The sequence below is a fragment of the Chryseobacterium sp. HR92 genome (assembly GCF_045689405.1).
GTDB classification, from domain to species: Bacteria; Bacteroidota; Bacteroidia; order Flavobacteriales; family Weeksellaceae; genus Chryseobacterium; species Chryseobacterium viscerum_A.
Genome location: NZ_CP139139.1, coordinates 3,442,423 through 3,465,342, shown reverse-complemented (window position 1 = coordinate 3,465,342; position 22,920 = coordinate 3,442,423). Strand labels below are relative to the sequence as shown.

General features: G+C 36.5%; 19 protein-coding genes. 11 read left to right on the top strand and 8 right to left on the bottom strand.

Going from position 1 to position 22,920, the window contains the following annotated elements:
- Positions 1–15: 15 nt before the first annotated feature.
- The 3 genes from SFA27_RS15480 to SFA27_RS15470 all read right to left on the bottom strand — a co-directional run bounded on the left by SFA27_RS15480 (position 16) and on the right by SFA27_RS15470 (position 2,938).
- Positions 16–1,440 carry an anthranilate synthase component I family protein gene (locus SFA27_RS15480; RefSeq protein WP_407293301.1) on the bottom strand — a complete coding sequence of 475 codons (1,425 nt, stop codon included), beginning with the start codon at positions 1,438–1,440 and terminating at the stop codon, positions 16–18.
- Between the two features lie 245 nt (positions 1,441–1,685).
- A complete protein-coding gene (locus SFA27_RS15475; RefSeq protein WP_407293299.1) occupies positions 1,686–2,330 on the bottom strand; it encodes a hypothetical protein in 645 nt (214 codons plus the stop codon).
- Between the two features lie 155 nt (positions 2,331–2,485).
- Positions 2,486–2,938, bottom strand: coding sequence for a cupin domain-containing protein (locus tag SFA27_RS15470; RefSeq protein WP_264518399.1), 453 nt, complete (start codon positions 2,936–2,938; stop codon positions 2,486–2,488).
- Positions 2,939–3,142: 204 nt separating this feature from the next.
- Between SFA27_RS15470 and SFA27_RS15465 the strand changes: the two genes are divergently transcribed.
- From SFA27_RS15465 to lysS, 4 genes are all read left to right on the top strand, one after another.
- Positions 3,143–3,361, top strand: coding sequence for a hypothetical protein (locus tag SFA27_RS15465; RefSeq protein WP_047376884.1), 219 nt, complete (start codon positions 3,143–3,145; stop codon positions 3,359–3,361).
- On the top strand, positions 3,361–3,735 hold the full coding sequence (locus tag SFA27_RS15460; protein ID WP_047376883.1) for a c-type cytochrome: 375 nt from the start codon (positions 3,361–3,363) through the stop codon (positions 3,733–3,735). Before SFA27_RS15465 ends, SFA27_RS15460 begins: the two co-directional genes overlap by 1 nt.
- 3 nt (positions 3,736–3,738) lie before the next feature.
- Entirely contained in the window at positions 3,739–4,668 is a 930-nt protein-coding gene (gene rlmF / locus SFA27_RS15455; RefSeq protein WP_407293295.1) for a 23S rRNA (adenine(1618)-N(6))-methyltransferase RlmF, read from the top strand.
- A gap of 289 nt (positions 4,669–4,957) precedes the next feature.
- On the top strand, positions 4,958–6,655 hold the full coding sequence (gene lysS, locus SFA27_RS15450) for a lysine--tRNA ligase (protein ID WP_047376881.1): 1,698 nt from the start codon (positions 4,958–4,960) through the stop codon (positions 6,653–6,655).
- A 36-nt stretch (positions 6,656–6,691) separates the two neighbouring features.
- Here the strand turns inward: lysS and SFA27_RS15445 are convergent, their stop codons facing one another.
- Genes SFA27_RS15445 through SFA27_RS15435 form a run of 3 tightly spaced genes read right to left on the bottom strand, consistent with a single transcriptional unit; the run spans position 6,692 to position 9,559 of the window.
- A complete protein-coding gene (locus SFA27_RS15445; RefSeq protein ID WP_407293293.1) occupies positions 6,692–7,207 on the bottom strand; it encodes a ClbS/DfsB family four-helix bundle protein in 516 nt (171 codons plus the stop codon).
- 7 nt (positions 7,208–7,214) lie between these two features.
- Positions 7,215–8,219, bottom strand: coding sequence for a cytochrome d ubiquinol oxidase subunit II (locus SFA27_RS15440; protein ID WP_047376879.1), 1,005 nt, complete (start codon positions 8,217–8,219; stop codon positions 7,215–7,217).
- Positions 8,216–9,559: a cytochrome ubiquinol oxidase subunit I gene (locus SFA27_RS15435; protein ID WP_047376878.1), complete on the bottom strand. Its 1,344-nt coding sequence runs from the start codon at positions 9,557–9,559 to the stop codon at positions 8,216–8,218. Before SFA27_RS15435 ends, SFA27_RS15440 begins: the two co-directional genes overlap by 4 nt.
- A 235-nt stretch (positions 9,560–9,794) precedes the next feature.
- On the opposite strand from SFA27_RS15435, the gene gyrB reads away from it, so the two are divergent.
- From gyrB to SFA27_RS15405, 6 genes are all read left to right on the top strand, one after another.
- The gene (gyrB, locus tag SFA27_RS15430; protein WP_047376877.1) at positions 9,795–11,729 is read left to right on the top strand and encodes a DNA topoisomerase (ATP-hydrolyzing) subunit B; all 1,935 of its coding nucleotides are present in this window, start codon (positions 9,795–9,797) and stop codon (positions 11,727–11,729) included.
- Positions 11,730–11,810: 81 nt separating this feature from the next.
- On the top strand, positions 11,811–12,233 hold the full coding sequence (locus tag SFA27_RS15425) for a DUF5684 domain-containing protein (RefSeq protein ID WP_407293290.1): 423 nt from the start codon (positions 11,811–11,813) through the stop codon (positions 12,231–12,233).
- Between the two features lie 388 nt (positions 12,234–12,621).
- Positions 12,622–14,514, top strand: a complete 1,893-nt coding sequence (locus SFA27_RS15420) for a DUF3857 domain-containing protein (RefSeq protein WP_407293288.1) — start codon at positions 12,622–12,624, stop codon at positions 14,512–14,514.
- Positions 14,515–14,516: 2 nt separating this feature from the next.
- A complete protein-coding gene (locus tag SFA27_RS15415; RefSeq protein WP_047376873.1) occupies positions 14,517–16,451 on the top strand; it encodes a DUF3857 domain-containing protein in 1,935 nt (644 codons plus the stop codon).
- A 101-nt stretch (positions 16,452–16,552) separates the two neighbouring features.
- Positions 16,553–17,377 carry an RsiV family protein gene (locus SFA27_RS15410; protein WP_407293286.1) on the top strand — a complete coding sequence of 275 codons (825 nt, stop codon included), beginning with the start codon at positions 16,553–16,555 and terminating at the stop codon, positions 17,375–17,377.
- Between the two features lie 4 nt (positions 17,378–17,381).
- On the top strand, positions 17,382–18,272 hold the full coding sequence (locus SFA27_RS15405) for a diacylglycerol/lipid kinase family protein (protein WP_407293284.1): 891 nt from the start codon (positions 17,382–17,384) through the stop codon (positions 18,270–18,272).
- Between the two features lie 287 nt (positions 18,273–18,559).
- Here the strand turns inward: SFA27_RS15405 and SFA27_RS15400 are convergent, their stop codons facing one another.
- Together SFA27_RS15400 and ggt are read right to left on the bottom strand one after the other, a co-directional pair.
- The gene (locus SFA27_RS15400) at positions 18,560–19,840 is read right to left on the bottom strand and encodes a dicarboxylate/amino acid:cation symporter (RefSeq protein WP_047376871.1); all 1,281 of its coding nucleotides are present in this window, start codon (positions 19,838–19,840) and stop codon (positions 18,560–18,562) included.
- Between the two features lie 182 nt (positions 19,841–20,022).
- A complete protein-coding gene (gene ggt / locus SFA27_RS15395) occupies positions 20,023–21,711 on the bottom strand; it encodes a gamma-glutamyltransferase (protein ID WP_407293282.1) in 1,689 nt (562 codons plus the stop codon).
- A gap of 216 nt (positions 21,712–21,927) precedes the next feature.
- On the opposite strand from ggt, the gene SFA27_RS15390 reads away from it, so the two are divergent.
- Entirely contained in the window at positions 21,928–22,893 is a 966-nt protein-coding gene (locus SFA27_RS15390; RefSeq protein ID WP_047376869.1) for an NAD-dependent epimerase/dehydratase family protein, read from the top strand.
- The last annotated feature ends 27 nt before the right edge of the window (positions 22,894–22,920 follow it).

Genomic DNA, 22,920 nt, shown 5'->3' with positions numbered 1-22,920 from the left:
TTGTTGGGACTTGTTTTATTTTTCAACTATTTTTTCTGCTTTTTCAACTGCTTTTTTAAGAGCATTCAGCTTGTTATTAACTTCCTGCAGTTCATTTTCCGGAACTGATTTTGCCACAATACCGGCACCCGCCTGGTAAAAAAGTGTATTGTTTTTACTTAGGAAAGTTCTGATCATAATAGCCTGGTTGCAGGTGCCATTCAAACCGATCATTCCTATACAGCCGCCATAATATCCGCGGGAATCTTTTTCATATTGGTTGATCAGCTGGAGAGCTCTATGCTTTGGTGCACCGCTTAGTGTTCCCTGGGGAAAGGTTGCAGATACCATTTCAAGAGGATTGATATCAGTGGAAACATCCGCTGTCACTTCACTTACCATATGAATAACATGAGAGAACAGCTGGATTTCTTTAAGTTTGGTAACCGTTACATTTTTTCCGAGCTTTCCCAGATCATTTCTTGCCAGGTCAACCAGCATCGTATGTTCTGCATTTTCTTTGGGATCAGCCTTTAATTCTTCAATAGCCTGAAGATCAGCTTCAAAGTTTCCTGTTCTTTTGGATGTTCCGGCAATCGGGTGAATAATGGCTTTATTGTCTTTTATAATTAACTGGCTTTCAGGACTTGATCCGAATAATTTGTAATTTCCGTAATCAAAATAGAATAAGTAAGGAGAAGGATTGATATTTCTTAAAGCACGGTATACATTGAATTCATCACCTTTGAATTTTTGTTCAAATCTTCTGCTCAGAACCAGCTGGAAGACATCTCCGCGCATACAGTGCTTTTGGGCTGTTTTTACCAGTTCAATATAATCTTCATTTGTAATATTAGATGTTTCCCCGCTTATTTTTTCAAAAGGATATACCGGAGTATTCTGGTTTTTAATAAGGTTTTCCAACAGATGAAACTCAGATTTTACGCCATCAACAGAGTTTTCAATAATATGCATTTCATCATTGAAATGGTTGATTGCAATCACATATTGGTATAATCTGTATCTCAGAACAGGGATTTCAACTTCCTTGCTTTGTGCTTTAAGATTGATGTTTTCGAAAAACTGTACCGCTTCAAAGCTTGTATAGCCAAAAAGACTCTGAGCCGTTTGTTCTATCGGGTCGTTGGTTTCTTCACATGTAAAAATTGTCCGGAATTCTTCAAAAATATCTGTGATATTGCGTTCCATCATCAATTGCTTTACAGGAGCAGAAGCAGGAAGCTTGATTTCATATTCGTTGAGGTTTTTCACTTCAATTCCTGCAATGGCATTCACTGCAATGAAGGAAAAGTTATTATCAATACTTTTTGAATCCGAACTTTCCAGAAGAATGGTATCACGGAATTTATCCCTGATCTTAAGGTAAATGTTCATGGGAGTATGAAGGTCTCCCAGTGTTTTTTTCGAAACAGTTTTTATTTTAATGGTGTCAGTATGCATTTTGTTTTTTTGTAAGATTAAAGAATAAAAAAAGGCTTCAACGGTATCCGTCAAAGCCTATATATTGTTTTTTGATTATTTCTGCTGTATGATTAGCAACATGACAATACCTTCAGACCCGACGAAGAGTTTGAAAGCCACCACCAAATATTGTTGCTCATTTTAAACATGGGACAAATTTAGAAATTTTTTTAATACAAAAACTAAAAAAAGTAAAAATTAAAAAAACTTAATATAAAAATCTCCTATTTAAGCTCCTTAAGCTCAAGTTGTAACTCTTTGATTTTTTCTTTGTAAGTTTCATCATCATAATGTTTTACATACTCTTCCAATGCCGCGATATATTCTTCAATGAATTCCTTATTGGTTCTGTCTGCTTCATATTTGATTTTTGCAGAATTGACAGGAGCCAATTTTGAATATTTAAGATTAGCCTGTCCTTCATCAGACTGGTTATAGAGAATCACTATGTTTTTTTCATAGCCCGGAATGTATTTTACGGGAAAAGAAACCTCTGTTTGCGGGATTCTGATTGCATTTTCAATCGGATAGATAGAAGCAGTTGTAGTAGAGAAAAATGTTGAAATATATTTCCCGTCCTGTTTCTTTACAATAGCTTCATAATCATGAATATACATTTCATTTAGGGTAGAATTGGTTTCTACATCAGACGTGATAATAGCGGTACTTTCTACTCCGTATTTGTTTAAAAACCATGCGTTTATAAATTGTCCTCCAAACCCATTTAATATAGCCAGAGGAATAATAGGGATCAGAAACCACGCTTTTTTAGTCAGATAAGAAAGAAGTCCAAAGAACACAAACAGCAGGATCACCGTGTAAAAACCGTGATGGCTGGTGAAAAACAGAATTTCTGAAATTAAAATCATAACCGGATTATCTTTTAATATAAAATCTGATTAAACTTATCAAAAAAATATAAAAGGGACAATGTTTATTTATTATAGCCTATTTATATTAAATTCAACATCATACCCGCAAAGATTTTGACTCGGTGATCTAGCGGGCAGGACGTTAAAAATATCTAATGTACCGGTTCGGAAAGTGGAATGTCAGGAGTTCCGCTGTAGAAAACAATCAGTGTTGCTCCTTTATCTCCGGTTTTTCCTCTGTGGGCAATGTTGACCATTTCAGGTAACGCCTGGCCTTTCCTTACCCACTGTGTTTTGCCATCTTCTTTTCTTTCGATCTGTATTTCTCCTTTTTCCACATAAGCTGCATTAATGACAGGATGCTTATGCCAGTCCAGAGCTTTGTTGGGAGGGACAGCAATTTTCAGAACTGATATTTCAGGCTGTGTTGTAGGATAAGCAGGATATACAGTTCCATCCCAGGACTTTGTCGTTTTTAAAAGTGTTACTGATTCAATTTTATCAGAATATTCTGATTGTGGCTCGTTTGATGAATTATCACAGGAAAGGAGCAGGGAAGAGTGTACAGCAAAGAAAGCTATACCCAATAGATTTTTTTTAGTCATAAACTTTTCAATTAATAGATTGTTTTGGTTCGGATCATCCGTGATACAAAAATAACAAGCTGTTTTTAAATTTCCCTAGTGTTTGAATTATTTTTTTATGGACCTGATTGCAATTAAACCTTAAAAAAAATATTTATCAAAGAAAACATTTGTCATAAGTTTAAAACTTTATTTTTTATATTTTTGCTTCCAAATTAGAAAAAAATGAAAAAAGTATTAGCAATCGCATTTATCGGAGGTTTATTAGTAGCAAGCTGCAAAAAGAAGCCGGATCACTCTTTACAGGATAGCAACACTATGATGGAAGAGCCAGAAGCAACGACTGTTGTAGATTCTACGGCAAAAACTGCTGCTCCTGCTGCTGCAACTCCAGCTGCTCCAGCTCCTGAAGCTGCTAAAACAGATTCTACAGCGAAGAAATAATGAAAAAAATACTTTTGGCAGGAACATTGGGTCTTCTGATCATTTCCTGTTCTAAAAAAGAAAATACAGCAGAAGTGGCAGCTTCTTCTGAGACAGCAGCTGTCTCAGAACCAGCACCAGCTAATCTTTCAGGTGATCAGATCATGGAAACCTTGGATTGCTCAGGATGCCACTCTGTAAATGAGAGAATGATAGGACCTTCTTATAAGGAAATTGCAGGAAAGTATTCTGAAAAGGATACCGAATTGCTGGCTTCCAAAATTATAGAAGGCGGTAGTGGGGTATGGGGAAGTGTGCCTATGGCAGCCCATCCACAGGTATCTAAAGAAGATGCCAAAAAAATGGTGGAATATATTTTAAGCCAGAAGAAATAAAATATGTCCGCTGAAAAATCCAGTCTGCACACAAGAAATCTGCATCGCAATCCCTATGATTTTGATCAGCTTATTTCTTGTGTGCCGGAACTGAAACACTATGTTTTCATTAATGCTTATCAGACGGTAACCATCAATTTCAGCATTCCAAAAGCGGTGAAACTGCTCAACAAAGCCTTACTCTTACATTTTTATCATATTAAAGGCTGGGATATTCCGGATACCAATCTTTGCCCGCCCATTCCCGGAAGAGCAGATTATGTACATTATATTGCCGATCTTTTAGCTGAACAGCTGGACAAAATTCCAACAGGAAACTCTGTGAAAGGTCTGGATATAGGAACAGGAGCCAATCTTGTGTATCCTTTAATCAGTCACAGATCTTATGGCTGGGAAATGCTGGGAACAGATATCAATCAGGATTCTTTGACCAATGCCCGGCATATTTTAGATCAAAATCCGGATCTTTCATCCGTTATTCAGTTGAAAAGTCAGCCCGATGCTGAGCACATCTTTAAAAATATTATGGGTCCTGAAGACAGATTTACTTTTACTATGTGCAATCCTCCTTTTCATGATTCTGAGGAAGCTGCATTGAAAGGGAATATCAGAAAAACAAAAAATCTTAAAATATCAAACTCCCAACAGCCTTTGCTTAATTTTGGCGGCCAACAGTCGGAACTTTGGTGTGAAGGAGGTGAACTGGCTTTTATCACTAAGATGATTAATGAAAGTGCATTATTTTCATCACAGGTTCTTTGGTTTACCTGCCTGGTTTCCAAAAAAGACAATCTCAATAAGCTCACCAGTCTTTTAAAGAAAGTAGGAGTAATAGAGGTGAAAACCATTGATATGGCTCAGGGACAAAAGGTAAGCAGAATGCTGGCGTGGACGTTTATTCCTCAAAAAGACAGAAAAACCTGGTTTATTTAAAGTTCAAGGTTTAAAGTTCAATGTTCAATGTTTAAAGTTGCTAGTCGTTGGTTGCAGATTTCTTTTGTTGCAGGTTTTATTAGGTTATCATTATCTTGATTCTCTATCAAAATTCATTATTCACCTGCGAAGCAAAATTCACTATTGGCATCATCCCGGATCCCGAATCTCAATACCCCGTTTTCCGCCTCTCAACACTATTCCCCTTTACATTTTAAAATTTCTGAAAAAATCAATTGACGGTCAACTCAAAAATGCCTAAATTTGTACGCTTTTAGAAAAATAAGAAATGCAATTATCAGAACAAGAAATCATTAGAAGAGAAAAGCTGAATAAGCTTACTGAAATGGGGATTAATGCGTTCCCTGCGGATGAGTATACCATTACAGATACTACAGAATCTATAAAACAGGACTTTTCTGAAAGTAAACAGGTGAAGATCGCTGGTAGATTGATGTCCCGCAGAATTCAGGGAAAGGCTTCTTTCGCAGAATTGCAGGATTCTAAAGGAAAAATTCAGGTTTACTTCAACAGAGACGAGATCTGTCCGGGTGAAGATAAAGAACTATATAATGAAGTATACAAACACCTTTTGGATATCGGTGATATTATCGGTATCGAAGGAGAATTGTTTACAACGCAGGTAGGAGAGATGACTGTTTTAGTAAAGAACTTTACACTTCTTACAAAGGCTTTACGTCCTCTTCCTCAGGCTAAAACTGACGAAAACGGTGTTGTACACGATGGTTTTACAGATCCTGAATTAAGATACAGACAACGTTATGTAGATTTAACGGTAAACCCTCAGGTTAAAGAAATTTTCGTGAAGAGAACAAAATTGTTCAATGCCATGAGAACATTCTTCAACGATGCAGGATACTTTGAAGTAGAAACTCCAATCTTACAGTCAATCCCTGGTGGTGCTGCAGCAAAACCATTCATTACGCATCACAATGCGTTGGATATTCCATTATATTTAAGAATTGCCAACGAATTATATCTGAAAAGATTGATCGTAGGTGGTTTTGACGGAGTATATGAGTTCTCTAAAAACTTCAGAAATGAAGGGATGGACAGAACGCATAATCCTGAGTTTACCGCTATGGAAATCTATGTAGCGTACAAAGATTACAACTGGATGATGGATTTCACTGAGAAATTACTGGAATTCTGTGCCACTCAGGTAAATGGAAATTCAGAATCTACTTTCGGTGAGCACACTATCAATTGGAAAGCTCCTTATCCAAGAGTTTCCATGACGGAAGCGATCCTGAAATATACAGGGTTTGATATCACAGGAAAAACTGAGAAAGAATTATATGATTTTGCCAAATCTATCGGTATTGAGGTGAATGAAACGATGGGTAAAGGAAAATTAATTGATGAGATCTTCGGTGAAAAATGTGAAGGAAACTTCATTCAGCCGACTTTCATTACAGATTATCCGATCGAAATGTCTCCGCTTACAAAGAAACACAGAAGCAAAGAAGGCTTAACAGAGCGTTTTGAATTAATGGTGTGTGGTAAAGAAATTGCCAATGCGTATTCAGAGCTTAATGATCCTATCGATCAGAGAGAACGTTTTGAAGCACAGATGACTTTATCTGAAAGAGGAGATGACGAAGCAATGTTTATCGATCAGGATTTCTTAAGAGCATTGGAATATGGTATGCCGCCAACTTCAGGGTTAGGAATCGGTATGGACAGATTAATCATGTTCTTGACGAATAATGCATCTATCCAGGAAGTGTTATTCTTCCCTCAGATGAGACCGGAAAAAGCGGTTCCACAGATTGAATTGGGAGAAGATGAAAAGGTAATCCTTGAAATTCTTAATTCTCAGGAAGAAGCAATGTCTTTAGCTGAAGTAAAAGAAAGAAGCCAGTTATCCGGTAAAAAATGGGATAAAGCTTCCAAAACTCTGACAAAGAATAATATTGTGAAAGTAGAGAAAATTGACGAAAATCTTTTGATGAAACTAGCTTAAGATTTCTCAGAAAATATAAATATAAAAGGTACAGAGCTATTCTGTACCTTTTTCTTTTTTCCATTTCCGAAGCTGTGTTCTGAAGTTTTTAAAAGGAGCCACAGTATTAATATGAATCCATTTCCAAACTGGCCACTGAGCGGGTGTTGTAGCCCATTTTCTCTGTCCGGGAGAGAATAATGCTTTATCATCAAGGCTTTCTATCCATGTAATAATTTCATTAACCTGATTTCGCAGCAGTTCTTTCTGCTGTTGTAAACTATAAGAGTCATACTGATCATAAAAAGATTGGTATAGTCCTTTCAGATTATTCCATTTATGCTCAGGCGTAGGAGTTTTTACATCAATTCCTTTGCTTTCATCAGATTCCCATTGTAAAAGCAGATGTGTCCAGCCCAATTGATAGGAAATATTTTGTGATGGAGTTTTGTCAATTCCCGGTAGTAGAAGATCCTTTTCCTCTTCTTTTATAGTATCAAATTCCTGATCATACAGCAGATATCTTTTTTTGAGTTCCTCAATGAGCTCTGTTTTATCCTTATAGTTCTGCATATTTCATCTATTTTCTCAGTTTACTGAAAGAAGCCATCAGATAAAATAAAAACGGAAGAATAAATAAGGAGCCCAGCATCAAAGCCCATCCCAATGCTGCAATGGTTTTTTCGGGGGCCATATGTTCCAGTAATGAAAGATGTTGTCCGTTTCCTAATAAAATAATATTCGGATTATGCTGATACGTTGCGGCCACTAAAATCATAACCATCTGGAATCCTGCCAATGCACGTACAGGAAGTAGTTTTTGACGGTTCAGAGCTCTTAAAATAAGTAATAGGGCAATGGTTGCAAAAGCAATTGCCATAATACCCAAAGGTTTGGAAAATACCCACATCAAAAGAGGAATATCTGAAATATAAGCAGTCACAAACACTAATATTCCTGTAATCACAACAAAAATCATTGTCTGCTTGGACTTTCTTATCATCAGTAAAAGGTCCACTTTATCACGGGTTTCTCTTAATGAAAAGATAGAAGCAAGATAGGCACACAATGCAACAGTGAATAGTCCCACAGAAACCCCAAACCAGTTCAGCCAGCTAAAAATATATAAATCTACAAAACTTACCGCATCAGGATTGATAGAGTGGGAAACCGTTGCAGCAGCTATTAATCCTAAAAAGAACGGCGTTAACAGACTTGCATAGTAGAAAATCTGGGTGTATAAAACCTGCCAGTTATCTTTCACAGCATCATAGTGTCTGAAGGTAAATGCGGTTCCTCTTGCAATAATACCCACAAGCATCAATACCAAAGGAATATGAAGATAGGTAGACATGGTGGTATAAATTTCAGGAAATCCTACAAAGAGAATTACAATGGCAATAATCAGCCACATATGATTGGCTTCCCATACAGGAGCAATAGACTCATACATGATTTCATGGGTCTTATGTCTGGCTTTTTTATTAGTGAAAAGTTCCACAATACCAGCTCCGAAATCAGCTCCTCCCAAAATAATATAAAGACAGATAGAAAGCCAGAGAAAACCTATTACAACGTAGATCATGATTTTTTGTTTTTATCGTTAAATTGAGAGTCGGTAGGATCATAAAGTTTCGGTACCATTTGGATCTGTCTCTTTAAAAGGAAAACAAGAATCAATGATAATGATATGAAAATAGCAGTAAAGAAATAGAATGAATACTGTATTCCAGGCATGGGGGTTACCGCATCTATAGTTCTCATTACTCCATAAATGATCCATGGTTGTCTTCCTACTTCGGTTACTGTCCATCCTGCTTCCAGAGCAATATACCCAAAAGGGGTTGCTATTAAGAAGGTTTTTAACAGCCAGTGCTTACTCAGCCATTCTTTTCTGAAGAAAAAAGAATATAAATAAACGATTCCAATACCAATCATTACCACCCCGAAAAAGATCATAATCTGAAAGGCATAGTGAACAACTGCAACCGGTGGCCATTCATCTCTTGGGAAATCTTTAAGACCCTTTACTTCAGCATTGAAATCATTACTCACCAGAAAACTTAAAACCTTTGGAATTTTCACAGCATATTTCACTTCTTCTTTTTCTTCATCAGGAATTCCTCCGACAATAAAAGAAGCCCCTTTTTCAGTTTCAAAATGAGCTTCCATAGCCGCCAGTTTAATAGGCTGTCGTTCTGCTACTGATTTTGCCGCAATATCACCGCTTAAAGGTGCTCCGAATGCTCCGATAAGGGCAAAACCTACCGCAATTCTAAACGCTTTGGTATGAAATTCAATATTTCTTTTCCGCATGATCATAAAGGCATGAACTCCGGCTACTGCAAATCCTGTCGCACAAAATGCAGCAACCGTCATGTGAAGAGCCTGGGGGAACCACGCATCATTGAACATCGCTTTGATCGGATCTATATTAATATACTGTCCATTGATATAATCAAAACCTGTTGGAGAATTCATCCATGAGTTGGCAGCTACTACAAGAATTCCGGAAGCCAGTCCGCTTACCCCAACCAGAAATCCACAAAACCAGTGAAACCATTTGTTGAATCTTTCCCAGCCATATAAAAAAAATCCGATGGCAATAGCCTCAATGAAAAAGGCTGTTCCTTCAAGTGAAAACGGCATTCCGAAAATAGGACCGGCATGTTTCATAAAACCGGGCCATAAAAGCCCCAGTTCAAAAGAAAGCATTGTTCCTGAAACGGCTCCTGTAGCAAAAAGGATAGCTACCCCTTTGCTCCATGCTTTTGTTAATCCTTTATATACTTCATTATTGGTCTTTAGGTATTTCCAATGGGCAAAAGCCATCAGAAAAGGCATCACCATACCCACACAGGAGAATATGATATGAAAGCCCAGAGAGAGTGCCATCTGAGCGCGTGCTGCTATAAAATCATCCATAATATCAACTTTTCAGTAAATAAATTTACGCATAAATTATTGATGTTGAATATGATTTACGACAGTTGATATTTCATCAATAGATTTTAATTTTGATTCTTTGACCTGGTATCCTATTCCTTATGTTTTCAATAAGAAAACTCTACATTTTTTTGACACTTTTTAACTTTCATACCTCGAAAAAAATCACGATATTTGTAAGTCTTTGCATATAGCAAGATTTTTAATATTTAATATGAGTCAAAAACAATATACAGCTAGTAGTATTCAGGCATTGGAAGGAATGGAGCACGTTCGTATGCGTCCTTCAATGTACATTGGTGACGTAGGAACAAGAGGTCTTCACCATTTGGTTTATGAAGTAGTAGATAACTCTATTGACGAGGCATTGGCAGGATACTGCGACACGATCTTCGTTAGCATCAAGGAAGGAAACGGAATTGAAGTAAGTGATAATGGTAGAGGTATCCCGGTTGATTTCCACGAAAAAGAGCAGAAATCAGCCCTTGAAGTTGTAATGACAAAAATTGGAGCCGGTGGTAAGTTTGATAAAGACTCTTACAAAGTTTCAGGAGGTCTTCACGGAGTTGGGGTATCATGTGTGAATGCACTTTCCAACGAAATGGTAACTACTGTTTACAGAGACGGAAATGTTTATCAACAGATTTATTCTAAAGGAAAAGCACAGACTCAGGTTGAAGAGATCGGACATAGTGAGAAAAGAGGGACAAAGCAGTTTTTCCAGCCGGATGATACCATTTTTACGGAACTGATTTACAACTATGATACATTAGCAAGCCGTTTAAGAGAACTTTCTTACCTTAATAAAGGAATTACGATTACGCTTACTGATGAAAGAGAACAATTGGAAGACGGTTCTTTCCGCTCAGAAATTTTTCATTCTGAAGGAGGATTGAAAGAATTTGTTGCTTATATCGATGGTAGCCGTGAATCTATCATGGAGCACGTGATTTTCATGGAAGGTGAAAGAGATGATATTCCTGTTGAAGTGGCGATGCGTTATAATACGTCATTCAACGAAAATCTTCACTCTTATGTTAACAATATTAATACCCACGAAGGAGGTACTCACCTTGCAGGTTTCAGAAGAGCTTTAACAAGAACTTTAAAGAAATATGCAGATGAATTGGGGCTTCCGGCAAAAGAAAAAGTAGAAATTACGGGTGATGACTTCCGTGAAGGATTAACAGCAGTAATTTCTGTAAAAGTAATGGAACCTCAGTTTGAAGGGCAGACCAAAACAAAATTAGGAAACTCTGAAGTTTCTGGTGCTGTTGATAAGATTGTAGGGGAAATGCTTACGAACTTCCTGGAAGAGAACCCTAATGAAGCGAAGATAATCGTTCAAAAAGTTGTTTTAGCTGCCAAGGCAAGACAAGCTGCGAAAAAAGCCCGTGAAATGGTTCAGAGAAAATCTCCAATGGGAGGTTCTGGTCTTCCCGGGAAACTTTCTGACTGTTCATCCAAAGACCCGGCTGAATCTGAACTTTTCCTTGTAGAGGGAGATTCCGCAGGTGGAACGGCTAAACAGGGAAGAGACAGACACTTCCAGGCTATTCTTCCTCTGAGAGGTAAGATTTTGAACGTAGAGAAATCTATGCTTCATAAAGTATATGACAACGAGGAAATCAGAAACATCTATACCGCTCTTGGAGTTTCTGTAGGTACGGAAGAAGATAGCAAAGCATTGAACATGGCTAAGCTAAGATATCATAAGATCGTGATTATGACCGATGCCGATATTGATGGATCTCACATTTCTACACTTATTCTTACCTTCTTCTTCAGATATATGAAGGAACTTATTGAGAACGGGTATATCTATATTGCTCAGCCGCCTTTATACCTTTTAAAGAGAGGTAATAAAAAAGTGTATGCGTACAATGAAAAAGAACGTGAAGAGTTTACATTAGAGATGTCTCCGGATGGGAAAGGAGTAGAAGTGCAACGTTACAAAGGTCTTGGGGAAATGAACCCTGAACAGCTTTGGGAAACAACCCTGAATCCTGAACACAGAATTCTGAAGCAGGTAACCATTGATAATGCAGTGGAAGCAGACAGTGTTTTCTCAATGTTAATGGGAGATGAAGTTCCACCGAGAAGAGAATTTATCGAGAAAAATGCGAAATATGCAAAAATTGATGCATAACGTTTTTTAAAATATAATAAAAAAAGCTTCTAATTATTTAGAAGCTTTTTTTATATTTGGATAAACCAAAAAAACAATAATATGCTAACTCTTTTACAAACAGACCCTTATAATGGGACAGATGCAGTATCTGGTGCAGCCGCTGCAGGATTAGGGATCGGAACAATGTTCATCAGTTTACTATGCTATATTTTCTATGGATATTGCATGTACAAAATCTTTAAGAAAGCAGGAAGACAAGATGCCTGGGCTGCTTTTATCCCAATTTATAATTTAATAGTGTTGCTGGAAATCGTGAAGAAACCCATATGGTGGATCATTCTTTTCTGTATTCCATTGGTAAATATCTATGCGTGCTGGGTTGTATATGACAGACTAGCCAAAGGTTTCTCCAAAGAGACTCCTCTGTATACCATTCTGATTCTCTTTTTGGGATTTATCTTTATTCCTGTATTGGCACTTGGAAGTGATCAGTATGATAGTAAGTTGATCCCAAATGATTAAAAACAAAATTAAAAAAATAAAAGACTTCAGAGATGAGGTCTTTTTTTATGAACAGTTCTTTATGTTGTAGAATTAATTGTACTTCTGTTTGTTATTAATTCTACAGCTTTTGAATTATATAAATCATAATTTATTTTAAATTTGAAACGCAGACAATATGAAGTTTACCACTTCATGCACAGAATAAATATCTAGAATAAGTATAAATATTCTGTTTTAACTTTTCAGAATTTAAAAATGAAAAGTTGATAATGTGTTCATATCCTTATAAGTACATCTAAAAAAGTACTTTTTAAGTATTAGGTTTAAGGCTTCACAATGTTGAAGCCTTTTATATTTTTTTTAACAGTTATTAAGATTTTCTTATTTTTGCTTAATTTTAATAACTATGATGAAAATATTAGTTCTAGGGGCCTTCTCTGTAGCCTCATTATATTTTGCACAAAGCTATCCTGCTTCTGCAATTCCTGAGAATTTAAAGAAAAATGCAAATGTTGTTATACGAAAAGATTTTACAACGGCTCAGATAAATAAAGTTGATCAGATAAAATACCAGTATAATACGGTTACTACAGTTCTAAACAAAGACGGTAATGATCAGGCCGCAGCCTATATTCCTTATGATAAGGCAAGGCGTATTTCAAATGTAAAAGTGACTATTTACGATGAAGCCGGAAAAAAGATTAAAAGTGTTTCAAAGTCTGATTTTCAGGATATAGCAAATAACCCTCAGGGAATTTTTTATTCAGATAACAGAGTTTTAGTATATTCTTATACACCGGCTCAATATCCTTATACCGTTGACTTTTCTTATGAGACTGACGATGAAAATACAGTTTTCATCCCAGACTTTATGCCATTTACTTCTATCAAAACATCACTGGAAGAAGCACAGTTTAAAATCATTAATACTTCAGGAATTGAGCTTCGTACTAAGATCTATCCGTCAAAATACAACTATGCTTCTGTTATAGAAAGTGGCAGCGTAAATGATAAAACTTATTCATATAAAAACGTACCTGCTATAGATGATGCTTTTATGATTCCGCAGCCCATTAAAATATTACCTGCAGTAAACTTTGCCCTGGCAAAATTCAGTTTGGCAGGAAAGCAGGGAACTTTGAATAACTGGACAGATTTCGGAACCTGGATTTATAATGATCTTCTGGTACCTGTTTCAGCTTCTACCCCTGCTATCAAGGCTGAAGTGGCCTCTTTACAACTGCAGGGATCTGTAGAAGATAAGGTGAAAAAAATTTATCAGTACATGCAGAACAAAAGCCGTTATATTGCTGTGGCATTAGGAATAGGTGGCTGGCAGCCTATGATGCCGGATGAGGTTCAGAAAAAAGGTTATGGAGACTGTAAGGGACTTACAAATTATATGAAAGTCCTTCTGAATGAGGCAGGAATTCCTTCCAATTATTGTATCATTACCTCGGGCCGTTCACAGGTTTCCTTTGATCCTGAATTTCCTTCTATGGGTGGAAACCATGTTATTCTGATGGTTCCGACTGAAAAAGGAAATATCTGGCTTGAAAATACTTCTCAGCAGATCGCTTTTAACCATTTAAGCTACAGTACAACTGATAGAAATGCGCTGGCCGTGACCCCAAAAGGAATCGAACTTATCAATACGCCGGTGTATAAAGCCGAGCAGAACAAAGAGAAGCAGGTATTGAGAGTTAATCTTAACGAGGATAACAGTATTACCGGAACAGGGAACTTTTACTACACAGGAAATCAGTATGATTATAATTTAAGGTTCGCAAATCTAAATCCAAAAGAGAAAAATGATGCGGTAAAAGCCAACTTTGACATTTTGAACTTTGAAAAAGTGGAAATGAAAAACTTTAACAACAACAGAGATAATGCTGTTATTACCTATGATCTTGATTTTAAAACGAATAATTTCTCTAAAAAAGCAGGAAACAGCCTTTTATTCAGATCTGTACCCATTTTTTCTGATGTTATTTATAAAACAGACGAGAACCGTGAACTTCCTTTTGAAGTCAATATGTCCTTTGAAGATGAATATGAAATTGCTTTTATTCTTCCTATGGGCTATAAAGTTGATGAAACTCCGGATAATTCAAACATCACTTCTGAATTCGGGTCCTACAAGCTAAGCTTTGTTAAAAGTGATAATCAGATAAAAGTGACAAGAAAAATGCAGATCAATAAAGGTCTGTACCCAAAAGAAAAATACAATGATTACATCAGTTTCAGAAAGAAAATTCTGAACATGGATAATTCAAAAATTTTAATAACAAAAATATAACCATGAAAAAACTAATAGTATTGGTCCTTTGCTCTGCCAATACCATAATGATTAATGCTCAGAAAAAATACGAATTTCTGAATCCTCCGAAATTTAATGATGCAGATTTGTCTAAGCCAAAATCTTTACTGGATGAAAATGCTCCTGCAGAAATTCTGTATAAATCTGCTTACTTTATGGTGGATGCAAATACAGGGAATCTGCACAAAAGATATTATTACAGAGTTAAGATTTATGATAAAGATAAGGCTGAAGACTGGCTGAATCTTGAAATCCCTATTTATAATGTTGGAACGAACAGAGAATCACTGGGTAAATTCAAGGCTTTTACATACAATCTTGAAAACGGAAACACAGTTCCGGTGAAAGTGGAAAAAAGTTCACAATATAGAAGTAAGGAGAATAAATATGTTACTCTGACAAAATTTGCTTTTCCAAGTGTGAAAAATGGATCAGTTTTAGAATATCAGTATGAAATTATTTCTCCGTTCCGATTTATGATTCCAGAGGTATTGATAGAATCTGACACTCCTTCACTGAACACAGAATATGTTTTTGATACACCTATTAATATGTCATATAATGTAAACTATACCGGAGGGATTTCACCTAAATACAGGGAAATGGAGGAAAGGAACCTGTATGGTGCCCAGTATAAAACCTTCAGATTTGCTTATGAAAACCTAAAAGGCTTTAAAACTGAAAAGTTTGTAAGAAATGACAGAAACTTCAGGACGAAAATCAGTGCAGAGTTGAACTCTACTAATTTTGGTGAGCTTAAACTCTATTCATCATCATGGGATCAGATTGGGAAAAGACTTTATGAAAGCGATGATTTTGGAGGAGAGCTGAAGCGAACAAAACTGGCAAAAGAAAACATGCCGGCAGGAGTTTCAGAAATGAAAACCGATCTCGAAAAGGCAAATGCTATTTTTTCTTACGTCCAGAAGACTTTTACCTGGAATAAAGATAAAGGGATTTATACAGAAGATGGTATCAAAAAATTGTTGGAAACCAAAGTAGGGAATGCAGCAGAAATCAACCTTTTTCTGGTAATGATGCTTCGCGAGGCGGGCCTTAAAGCTGATCCGTTGGTAATTTCTACCGTGGAAAATGGATTGATTAATTTGGTGTCGCCCAATATTTCCAACATGAATTTTGTATTGGCTTCAATTAATATTGATAACCAGCTGCATATTTATGATGCTACCTCAAAACAATCTTCTCTGGATGAAATACCTCTTAAAAACTGGAATCAATATGGAATTTTGGTCACTAAGGAAAAGACTCTGCAGATTCAAATGGCGAATATAAAATCCAGCAACACTTTCCTTACCGTGAATGGTAAGATCAATGATGACGGGAGTATTTCCGGAACTTATTCAGACAGAGATACGGGTGCCTATGCGATGTATGTGAAAGACAGCTATGATGATAACGCAGAAAAATATAAAAAGCAATATAAAGAAAACTTTTCTATGGACTTTACGGATATTGATTCAAAAGTTTTGGAAAATGGAGATTTTGAAAGCAGTATGAAATTCTCTTCAATGAACCTTATTGATAGAGTAGGAAAGAAAATGATCATCAATCCAATGTTGTTTTTAAATAAAAATTCCAATGAATTTGATCAGACGGAAGTAAGACAATATCCCATTGATTTTGGATCGCCTATCACCAAAGTGAAAAAAGTTATTCTCGAAATTCCTGAAGGATATGTAATTGAGGAAATGCCTAAAGAAAAAAGAATCGTTACAGAAGATAAAGAAATAGCGTATACCTATTCTGTAGAACAAAAAGGAAATAAACTGGAAGTAACTACCACAACAAAAGTCAGCAGTTCAGATTATCCGAAAGAATATTACCCTGCATTTAAACAAATCTGGGGAGTAGCTTCTAAGTTTGAAAATCAGGTAATAAGCCTTGTTAAGAAGTAATATTTAAGAGTTTTTAAGCAAAACTTACAAAAAAATAAAGTTTTTTCAAAAACCATTCATCTTTTGAATGGTTTTTGTATTTGATATCAAAAATCAGAATTATGAAAAACACAATTGCTGTTATAGCATTATCTTCTTTCCTTGCAGTGACGGCCTGTAAAAAAAATGAAAAGACAGGGCCGGCAGAAAAAACAGAAAATAAAACCGCTGAAGGATTTGTGGTAGACTCTGTGAAAGTGAATGATTCTACAAAGATTACAGATTCTTTAAAAGTGAGTTATACTTCAAAACTGTTGGTTTTTCCTTCATTAAAAGATAAAAAGCTATTAGACAGCATCTATTTCCAGAATGAAAAAATCAAAGACTTTTCCAAAGCAGGGCTTCAGGCTTATCTTGATAAAGAAAAGAATGATTATTTCAATTCTATAAAAAATGATAATAAAGATTGGGTTTCAGATGTTACTTATGCCCAGAATTGGTATTCAAGCTCACATATGAATTTGATTTCCAATACAAACAATTATATGCATATTCAGTATTTAGGAAGCGGATATGAAGGGGGAGCCCATGACAATTATGGTTTTTCAGAAAGAGTTTTTGATCTTAAAAACAGTAAAAAATTAGAACTGAAAGATATTACTTCAATGCCTAAAAATAAAATTGAAGCAATTCTGATGAAAAATATCGATAAAATTAACAGTGGAACAATGGATGGTGACGGAGAAGTGAAAAACTCGGAAATGCTGTTAGTTGAGAAAATTCCAGCATCTGATAACTTCTATTTTGATGATAAAAACCTGTATTTCCATTATAGTCCTTATGAAATTGCCGCTTTTGCAGCAGGAGATATCACAATTCCAGTTTCATGGGAAGATCTTAAAGGGACCTTAAATGCTGAATTTAAAGAAAGAATGAAAATTAAGTAAATTAATGCTTCCAGATCAGGAAGCATTTTTTAATTTTGCGTTAATGGAAAAAGTAGCTTTTATTATCAACCCTTTTTCGGCCAAAAAAAACTATCAGCCGTTTTTGAACGAACTTAAAACAAAGGTAAACAACCCGTTGTATTATGTATCAGAATCTATTCCCGGAACAGATGAGTTTATCCAGGCCCATTTTGAAGAAGTGGATATTTTTGTGGCCATTGGAGGGGATGGAACCATTTCTACAGTAGCCAAAAATCTGATTAATACAGAAAAAATTCTGGCTATTTTTCCGGCGGGTTCAGGAAACGGATTTTCTAATGAAACCCAGTTCAGTAAAAATCTGGATGAGCTTTTAGAAAAAATAAAAATCAAAAATTCCCGAAAGATTGATACTTTTACGGTGAACGACAGGTTGTCTATCAATGTTTCAGGAACAGGATTTGACGGTAAAGTTGTTAAGGAATTTGAAAAAACAAGCCGTGGATTCAAAAACTATATCAAAGTTTCCCTGAAAACCTTCTTCAACTACAAACCCATCAAAGTAAAGTTTTTTGATGAAGAATACCAACAGTACAATGGGCGTTATCTGATGATGAATATTGCCAATACCCGTCAGTTTGGCAACAACGCTTACATTGCTCCGAAAGCAAGCAAAAGTGATGGCCTGGTGGATATGGTTTTGGTGAAAAAATTTCCTCTGACCTATTCTGCGCTGTTTGCTTTCAGAATGTTCACCAAAAGACTGAAAGATGATGAATATGTCACTTATCTTCCGGTTTCCGAAATATCATTTAAAGTCAATACCAAAAACTGGCACCTGGACGGTGAATTCAATAAGATCAAATCACCGGTTCATGTGAAAGTACAGCCAGCGAGTTTGAGTATTTTGGTTTAGATTCTAGGGTACGGGTTTCGAGTTTACGAGTTGCTGGTTGTTTGGTTGCGAGTTAATTTTGTTTTGAGGGGTCGGGTTACAAGTTGCTGGTTTATTTGGTTGCTGGTTGTTTTGGTTACGAGTTGCGGGTTTCTTTTGTTATTGACTAAATAGAGATAAATATCTTAAACGCATTAAGTAATTCACCATTCACTTGTGAAGCAAAATTGACTATTGACCTTAATAAACTTCCACTGAAATTTCATAGAATACCTCCTAATCCCTGCAACCTACGATCTGTTACCTGCTTATACTTCCAGCTTTTTCTCAACATCAGCAGGATGATCCAGACAATATTGAAGCTGTTTTTTATCAAGCTGCTTTTCCCAGTTGGCAACCACTACAGTAGCTACAGAATTCCCAATTACATTCGTCAGGGCTCTGCATTCACTCATAAATTTATCTATTCCGAGGATTAATGTCATTCCGGCAATTGGAATCTCCGGAACTACTGCCAGAGTTGCTGCCAGTGTTACAAATCCTGCACCGGTAACACCAGCTGCACCTTTTGAACTCAACATTGCTACCAGAAGAAGCATAAGCTGTTTTTCGATGGGAAGATGAATGTTTAATGCCTGTGCGATAAACAGAGAGGCCAGTGTCATATAGATATTGGTCCCGTCAAGATTGAAGGAATATCCTGTAGGTACTACAAGACCTACAATAGCCCTGGAGCAGCCAGCTTTTTCAAGCTTTTCCATGATTCCTGGAAGAGCAGATTCTGATGAGCTGGTTCCCAAAACAAGAAGAAGTTCTTCTTTAAGATAAAAAAGAAGTTTAAAAATATTAAATCCGTTATACCATGCCACAGCTCCTAATACCAAAACAACAAATAGTATAGAGGTAATATAGAAGGTACCTACCAGAAATATAAGATTCAGTACAGAATGAAGCCCATACTTTCCAATAGTAAATGCCATTGCTCCAAAAGCTCCTATCGGGGCCAGTTTCATAAGCATATGAACGATTTTAAATACCGGAGTTGACAGATCCTGTAAAAAATCAGTTACTTTCTGACTTTTTTCTTTTGTTAAAACCAAAGCTACTCCCATTAAAATAGCAACCAGCAGAACCTGAAGAATATTATCACCCACCAAAGGACTGAATAAAGTCTCAGGAATAATATTCATAATGAAACCCGTAAGTGTTGATTCATGAGCTTTTGCCTGGTATTGTGAAACATCACCCGAAAGAGTAGAAGGATCTATATTTAAACCATGACCCGGCTGTAAGATATTTCCTATCAGTAATCCAATGATAAGTGCAAGAGTTGAAAATGTGAAAAAATAGATCATTGCTTTAATAGCAATTCTGCCTACCTTTTTCAAATCGGTCATATGGGCGATTCCTAAAGTAAGGGTAATAAAAATTACCGGAGCAATAATCATTTTGACTAATTTGATGAACCCATCTCCAAGAGGTTTCATTTTCTCTCCTAATTCAGGATAAAATTTTCCAAGAAGAATACCGGCAACAATGGCTATAATCACTTGGAAATAAAGCTGATTGTGTATTTTTTTTGCTTTCAAAGAACAGTCGTTTTGTTTTTTTAAGGGCGAAAATTAAGAAAATTTATCTGAAAACATGACAAAAGTCATTGGAAAGATCTGGGGCAGTGGGTTGATGAATAAAAAACTCCGGCTTCATTCGTAAAAAGGCAAAAGCCTTTTAGAATGAAGCCGGAGCTGTATTATAATATAGGTATAGGATATTATTCCACTGCAACAGAGTCATCTCCGCGGCCGTCTGCTACTGCATGGATGCTTCCGTTTTCATCAAGAACAATCATTTCTGTTTTTCCGATATATTTCGTCTTTTCAATGATGTAATTCTTGCTTTTCAGTTCAGAAATTGTGCTTTCAGGAAAGTTGTTTTCTACTGTAATGGTTTCCGGAAGCCACTGGTGATGAAATTTTGGTGTATTCACAGACATATTGGCATTCAGTTTAAAATCCACAACATTCACAATAGACTGATATACTGAAGTAGGGATTGTGGTTCCTCCAGGAGTTCCTACCACCATATAAGGTTTCCCGTTTTTAAGGAGAATAGTTGGAGTCATGGAAGAGAGCATTCTCTTGTTAGGTTGGATAGAATTGGCTTCTCCGCCCACTGCCCCGAACATGTTCGGTACACCGGGTTTGATAGAAAAATCGTCCATTTCGTTATTTAAAAAGAATCCGGCTCCCGAAACTAAAACTTTGCTTCCATAGTAACCATTAAGAGTTGTTGTTACAGAAGCAGCATTTCCATCCTTATCCAATACGGAAATATGAGTAGTCTGCATAGATTCCTGAGGCTGTGCTATGATTTTGCCAACTTCTGCACTTGGTGTAGCTTTATCAAAACTAAAACTCTTCCATCTTCCTTTCAGATAGTCATCAGAGATCAGGTAAGAAGTTTTATCCTGGATAAAATCCGGGTCACCCATATATTCTGCTCTGTCTGCAAAGGCTCTTCTTTCCGCTTCAGTCATGATCTGGACAGCTTTTGTAGAGTTTTGCTGATATTTTTCGAGGTTTTCAAAACTTGCCATTCTTAGCATCTGAGCCAGAAGAACTCCACCGCTTGATGGCAGGGGCATGGTTACCACATTGTTTCCTTTGTATTCAAATTCAAGGGCTTTTCTTTCCGCAACCTTATAGTTCTTAAGATCTTCCAGCGTGATGATTCCGTTACCTCTTTTCATTTCAGCCACCAAAAGATCAGCAGTCTTTCCTTCATAAAAGCCTTTTGCTCCCAATTTCTGAATCAATTTCAAGGTTTCGGCCAGGTCTTTTTGGATCAGCAGATCTCCGGCTTTCCATGGAGTATCTTTTACAAAAATGATAGAAGATTTATTGTGTTTCTGGAATTTCTCTCTCTGGTTATTCAGCATTTCTGCTTCCTTATCCGTAATAGCAAATCCTTTTTCTGCAAGATCAATGGCGGGCTGAATAATCTTTTCCATAGGTAGTTTGCAGTATTTCAGGGTAGCAAAAAAACCTGCCACACTTCCAGGAATACCCACTGCCAGTCTTCCGTTTTGGGAAAGATCTGTATCTGCTTTTCCTTTTTTATCAATGTACATGTCCCTGGAAGCCTTTTTCGGAGCAGTTTCTCTGTAGTCCAATGTAAATTTTTCCCCGTTATTTTTTACACCTACCAAGAATCCGCCACCACCAATGTTTCCGGCCTGAGGATACACCACAGCAAGGGCATATTGTGTGGCTGTAACAGCGTCATAGGCATTTCCACCCATCTTTAAGATTTTGGCTCCAGCTTCACTGGCTAATGGATGTGCAGATACTACAACACCTTTATTTTTTACCTGTGCTTCCTTGATGATATTGAAATTGGTAAACTGAGCCCAGCTAAGCGGACTGGCCAGCAAAATCGAAGCAATTAAAATCTTCTTCATATGATTGTTTTTTCTTTGAAACAAAATTATTGAATTTTAAGTTAATCATGAGGTATGATCAATGCATTTGATATTTTCTATTGTTTAAGGAGAATTTTACCTGTTTGAATTGAGTATATCCGTATTCATTATTAGAGGAGTGTTTTTAAATACACCTTTTTTATTATGGTTGGCATGTTTTTTTTACTTTTGTACAATTCTAAAAAAATCTGAAAAATGGAATCCTATACGGAAAGAATACTGATTACAGGTGCCTTGGGACAAATTGGTACCGAACTTACGAACAGACTTGTTGAAATCCACGGAGCGGAGAACGTTGTTGCTTCAGGATTGGACAGATGGCAGGAAGGAATTACTTCTGCCGGACACTATGAAAGAATGGATGTTACCAATACACAATTGGTAAGACAGGTGATTCATGATTACGAGATTACTACAGTGTATCACTTGGCATCGCTTTTATCCGGGACTTCGGAAAAGCAGCCTATTTTTGCATGGAAACTGAATCTTGAGCCACTGCTTCATTTTTGTGAAATGGCGAAAGAAGGGCTTCTTAAAAAGATCTTCTGGCCAAGTTCTATTGCTGTATTTGGAAAAGGAATTCCAAAGCATGATGTAGGACAGGATGTAGTGTTGAACCCAACAACTGTTTACGGGATCTCAAAAATGGCAGGGGAGAAGTGGTGTGAATACTATTTCGATAAATATGGTGTAGATGTAAGAAGTATCAGATATCCCGGATTGATCTCATGGAAAACTCCGGCAGGTGGTGGAACTACTGACTATGCTGTTGAGATTTTCTATAAGGCAATTGAAGATGGAAAATATACAAGCTTCATTTCCGAAGATACAGGAATGCCGATGTTGTATATGGATGATGCCATCAATGCAACCTTGAAATTAATGGACGCTCCTAAAGAAAGTTTATCTGTTCGTTCTTCCTATAATTTGGGTGGAATGTCATTTACTCCGAAAGAACTGGCGGCAGAAATCAAGAAAGAAATTCCGGATTTTGCTATCGACTATAACCCGGATTTCAGACAGGCAATTGCTGATTCATGGCCGGCTTCTATTGATGATTCTGTAGCTAAAAAAGACTGGGGACTGACTTATGATTTCGGAATTTCTGAAATGACAAAGGACATGATCAAGAATCTGAAAGTAAAATTAAGCAAGGATTAATAATATAAAGTAATACTTTAATTAATA